This is a genomic window from Moraxella sp. K127 (assembly GCF_015223095.1).
In the GTDB taxonomy this organism is placed as follows: domain Bacteria; phylum Pseudomonadota; class Gammaproteobacteria; order Pseudomonadales; family Moraxellaceae; genus Moraxella.
Genome location: NZ_JADFBZ010000084.1, coordinates 1 through 4,833, shown reverse-complemented (window position 1 = coordinate 4,833; position 4,833 = coordinate 1). Strand labels below are relative to the sequence as shown.

General features: G+C 48.5%; 4 protein-coding genes. All 4 read left to right on the top strand.

Features of this window, described 5'->3' with window-relative positions; genetic code table 11:
* Nucleotides 1–68: 68 nt before the first annotated feature.
* The 4 genes from ppx to IM753_RS12575 all read left to right on the top strand — a co-directional run bounded on the left by ppx (nucleotide 69) and on the right by IM753_RS12575 (nucleotide 4,755).
* Nucleotides 69–1,613 (top strand): exopolyphosphatase, encoded by a 1,545-nt coding sequence (gene ppx, locus IM753_RS12590; RefSeq protein WP_370582858.1) that lies wholly within the window; start codon nucleotides 69–71, stop codon nucleotides 1,611–1,613.
* Between the two features lie 4 nt (nucleotides 1,614–1,617).
* Complete coding sequence (locus tag IM753_RS12585; protein WP_065256618.1) at nucleotides 1,618–2,295, top strand: hypothetical protein; 678 nt, start codon at nucleotides 1,618–1,620, stop codon at nucleotides 2,293–2,295.
* Between the two features lie 74 nt (nucleotides 2,296–2,369).
* Entirely contained in the window at nucleotides 2,370–3,176 is an 807-nt protein-coding gene (locus IM753_RS12580; RefSeq protein WP_194109426.1) for an acetyl-CoA carboxylase carboxyltransferase subunit alpha, read from the top strand.
* Between the two features lie 103 nt (nucleotides 3,177–3,279).
* Nucleotides 3,280–4,755, top strand: coding sequence for a UvrD-helicase domain-containing protein (locus IM753_RS12575; protein WP_065256616.1), 1,476 nt, complete (start codon nucleotides 3,280–3,282; stop codon nucleotides 4,753–4,755).
* Nucleotides 4,756–4,833 lie beyond the last annotated feature (78 nt).

The following is a 4,833-nucleotide window of genomic DNA, read 5'->3' as shown; positions in this document are numbered from 1 at the left end:
GACAATTTGCCAATTTTATTTTACAGTAGTCATTTATATTTTTTGGAAAAACCGCCATGAAACCTGTAATGATAGACACCACCGCCCGCCATGAAGCCATTGCCAAATCCATTCACGACACAGGACTGTCCCGTGATGAGCTTTTGGGGGCGATAGACTTGGGGTCAAACAGTTTTCACTTGGCAATCGCTCGGCTTGACCATGGCGAAGTCCGCCGTATCGCCAGCATTTCTGAAAAAGTGCAACTGGGGGCAGGGCTTGATGAAAACAACGTCTTATCCGAAGAAGCCATGGAGCGTGGCATTGACTGCCTAAAACGCTTTTTGCCCCATGTTAGCGAAATCAGCCCCGACCGCCTAAGGGTGGTGGCAACCAACGCCCTAAGAAAGGCGGTGAACGCCCAAGAATTTATCCGCCGTGCCAATGCCTTTTTGCCAAAGCCCATTGAAGTCATCGCAGGGCGTGAAGAAGCTCGCCTTATCTATCTTGGCGTGTCGCACTCCAACGCCAGTACCGACAAACGCCTTGTCATTGACATCGGTGGGGGCAGTACCGAATTTATCATCGGACAAGGGTTTGAACCCATTGAAATGGAAAGTTTGCAAATGGGCTGTGTGTCTTTTACCCGTAAATTTTTTGCAGACGGACGTATCAGCGAGCGTGCGTTTGACGGGGCGATGACGGCAACCCAAACCGAGCTTTTGAGCATTGCCAAACGCTACAAAAAAACAGGCTGGGATAATGCCATTGCGTCATCGGGTACGGCAAAGGCGTGTAAACTTGTGCTAGAAGAGCTAGGGTTTGCCAAAGACGTCATCACGCTGGACGGCATGATAAAATTAAAAAAACACCTAATCAAACTTGGCAACATTGATAAAATCGCCTTTGAAGGGGTAAAAGCTCATCGCCAAGCGGTATTTCCAGCAGGAGTGGCAGAGCTGTTGGCAATCATGCAAACGCTTGATATTAAAGAGCTTTATTATTCGGACGGGGCGTTGCGTGAAGGCGTGATGTACGATATGCTCGGGCGACTTGACAACGAAGACGTGCGAGACCGTTCGGTGTCTGCCCTTGCCGAGCGGTATTCGGTGGATTTTAAGCAGGCGGGGCGGGTCATGACGACTTGTGGGCGACTGTTTGACATGGTCAAGGCGGATTTGGGCTTTGATGATGAAGACAGGGACTTGCTCCGCCGTGCGTCCAATTTGCATGAGATTGGGCTTGCCGTGGGTCATAGCAACTATCAGCGTCATAGTGCGTATTTGCTTGAATTTTCAGACATTGCAGGCTTTGCTCAGACAGGGCAGGCGAGCATGGCTCAAATCGCCCTAAACCACAGACGAAAACTTAAATCCGAGAACCTAGATATTATTGAAAACTTAGGCGGTCGCAAACTTGCCTATCTGTGCCTGATTTTACGCCTTGCCGTTACCGCCAACCACTCACGCACCATAAAATCCGCCCCCATTTATCTGTCGATCATGGATAAAGACAAAGACCATTGGAAAATCACGCTAGGCGACGGCTTGCACAAAGAGCTTATCAGCAGTCAGCTTACCGCCGACATTGCTCAGTTTGCCAAATGGGGCGTGAAATTGTCGGTGGTGGGGTAAATCCATGACCGTATACAAGAGCAATGATGATATTCCGAGCCGTATGAGCATTCCCTTGCCGTTTGTCATCATGCGTGAGAATGCTACCAAAGAGCGATTTGCAGAGTATTATAAAAAAGACAATCTGCATGGTTGGTTGTTTTGTGCTTTGGTGGTGATAGGGCAACTGTTTGTGTTGGGTCTTTTGTTATCTTTGGGTAATTCGATACTGGATATTATTTGGTTTTGGCTTCTACTCATCGTGATGTTTGCGGTCATTTCAATGATTGACAAATACCAATATAAAAAGCAATTAAAAGTAATTAAGAATCTACCAAAAATCACTCCTTTTATTGCCATTAATCATCAAGACGTGCGTGTGTATGACCCTTTTGGTGAAGAGCTTGTGGCTATGCCGATTGATAAGATAGGAAGTGTTTATATTTCTAAGGGCAATCTGTCGTTTGCGATAAGTTATAAAAAGTCATTGTGGCATGATTTTTCTTATGTAATCAGTTCCAATGAAATGGGGGCGACTTTTTATTTTGAACATCAAAATGAAAAATACATTCCCGAAAGTCTCAAAAGTTGCGTTTGGATAATTAGCAACATGGTAAAAATGCTCCAACAAGACCCAATCGCCAGCCATTTCCCTTTTGTTAAGAAAAACTACACCAATGGGCGAGCGTGGGACGACCCCTAAACCATTTCCCAAACCCCAAAAAGTATGCTAAACTATATAAGTTTACATTTGTAATATTTATCAAGGACAAAATTATGAGCCAACCTGTGAGCGTTTGGGAAAGTGTCAAACTTGCCCGCCATGCCGACCGTCCACTATTTTTGGATTATGTCAAGACGCTGTTTACCGAGTTTGATGAGTTGCATGGCGACCGTGCATTTGCAGACGACCGTGCGATTTTGGGCGGTCTTGCTCGTTTTGACGGCAAGCCTGTCATGGTCATCGGTCAGCACCGTGGGCGTTCTACTCGTGAGCGGATTGCCCACAATTTTGGCATGGCAAGCCCCGAAGGCTATCGCAAGGTCATTCGCCTTGTGCAAATGGCGGAGCGTTTTGGTTTGCCTGTTTTGACGTTCATTGACACCCCAGGGGCGTACCCCGGTGTCGGGGCAGAGGAGCGTGGGCAAGCAGAAGCCATTGCCAAAGCGATTGCGGTATTTAGTAGTCTCAACACCCCAATCATCGCTACTGTCATCGGCGAAGGCGGTTCGGGCGGGGCGTTGGCAATCGGTGTGGCGGACAAGGTCAATATGCTCCAAAACAGCATTTATTCGGTCATTTCCCCCGAAGGCTGTGCATCTATTCTATGGAAAACCGCCGAAAAAGCCCCTGATGCGTCCGAAGCCTTGAAACTGTCGGCAAATAATTTGCACGATTTGGGGCTGATTGACGAAGTCGTGGACGAAGGGGCTGGCGGACACATTGAGCCTGATGTGGTGATGACAAATTTAAAAAATTTGTTAAATCATCAGCTTAACGAGCTTGAAATGCTGGGCAAAAATGAGCTGTTGTCTGGGCGGTATGAGCGTTTGATGAAATTTAATTCTAAAATTTCGCTGTGATTGTGATGTCCGCAAAACCGCCAAAAAGGGCGGTTTATTATTGTCCTACCCACAACACGGGCAAAATTTGCTATAATACCACGTTTTATCCAGACCGACCGCCATGACCGCATACGCCCCCACCGATGAGCAATTATCCGCCCTAAATATGGCGATGACAGGCGATTCCTTTAAAATCGTGGCGTATGCAGGGGCAGGCAAGACCACGACGCTCAAACTCATCAGTGAGAATTTGCGTGGGCGTGGGCTGTATTTGGCATTTAACAAATCCATCGCCAGCGAAGCCCAAGGCAAATTTCCCCCCAATGTCAAATGCCAAACCTTTCACTCGCTCGCCTATCGCCATGTGCCACGGGGTATTACCGCCAAAGTGAGCCTGCCACGGCTGACCCCTGCTAGGCTGGCAACGGAGCTTGGCTTGACCGCCATCGAAGTAGAGCGAAGTTTTGACGGGGTCAAAAAATCCGTGGTGCTGACCCCTGCCAAACTTGCTAATATCATCAGCGAAGCCATCATCACGTTTTGTAAGACGTCATCTGCCTATCCTGCCCCACGCCACATCACGCCCCCATCTTGGCTGTCGGATGCTGACAAGGCACGCTTGCAAGAGCTACTCTATCCTGCCTTTGAATATCGCTGGCTGTCGTCCATCGACCCACGCCACAGTGCAGGGATAGGGCATGATGTCTATCTAAAACTGTGGACACTCTCAAGTCCCATCATTCCTGCCGACTTCATCCTGTTTGATGAAGCCCAAGATGCCGACCCACTCATGATGGGGGCGTTATTACAACAAAATAAGCAGACCATCTATGTCGGGGATGCTCATCAGCAGATTTATGAATGGCGGGGGGCGACCAATGCGATGAAACGCTTGCCCTATCCTGCCACCTTGCTCACGCAGTCGTTTCGCTTTGGCGATGAGATTGCCAAAGTTGCCAATATTTTTTTAAAGGCATTACAAGAAGAGATTCCCCTAAAAGGCAACCCTGCCAAACATTCGATGACCGCACGCCTGTTGGCAAATGGACAAAAAGATGCCATCCTGTGTCGCACTAATGCCAACGCCATGGCACGTCTGTTGGCAGGGCAAAAGATGGGGCATAAAGTCGCCTTGCAAGCTGACAGTGCAAGGATGCTACGATTTTGCCAAGGGGCGGACAGCTTAAAACATGGCAAATCCGCCTATGGCACGCCCGAGCTTGCTTTTTTTAGTCATTGGGGCGAAGTCCAAGAATTTAGCGAGACAGGCGAAGGCAGTGACCTAAAAACATGGGTGCGACTCATCGAAGAGCATGGCACCAAGACCATCACATCCGCCATCAATAACCTAACCACGCACTCGCACGCTGACTATGTTGTCTCTACCGCCCACAAATCCAAAGGGCTAGAATGGGGTCGGGTGCAGATAGATGATGATTTTTTGTACGATGTCAATCGCCAAACGGTCAAAATCAGCCCCGAAGAGCTACGCCTGCTCTATGTCGCCTGCACTCGGGGCAGGGATGTGCTGGACGTGGACGGCATTAAGGAGCTGTTGGCAGGACTGGTAAGCGGTAAGAAATTGGTGTATGGGTAGGGTAATGGGTGTGGCGAGTAAAATTGGAGGATAACTTGGGGTAATTTGTTGCACCCATTTTAAAAAAAGGGCGTGTAT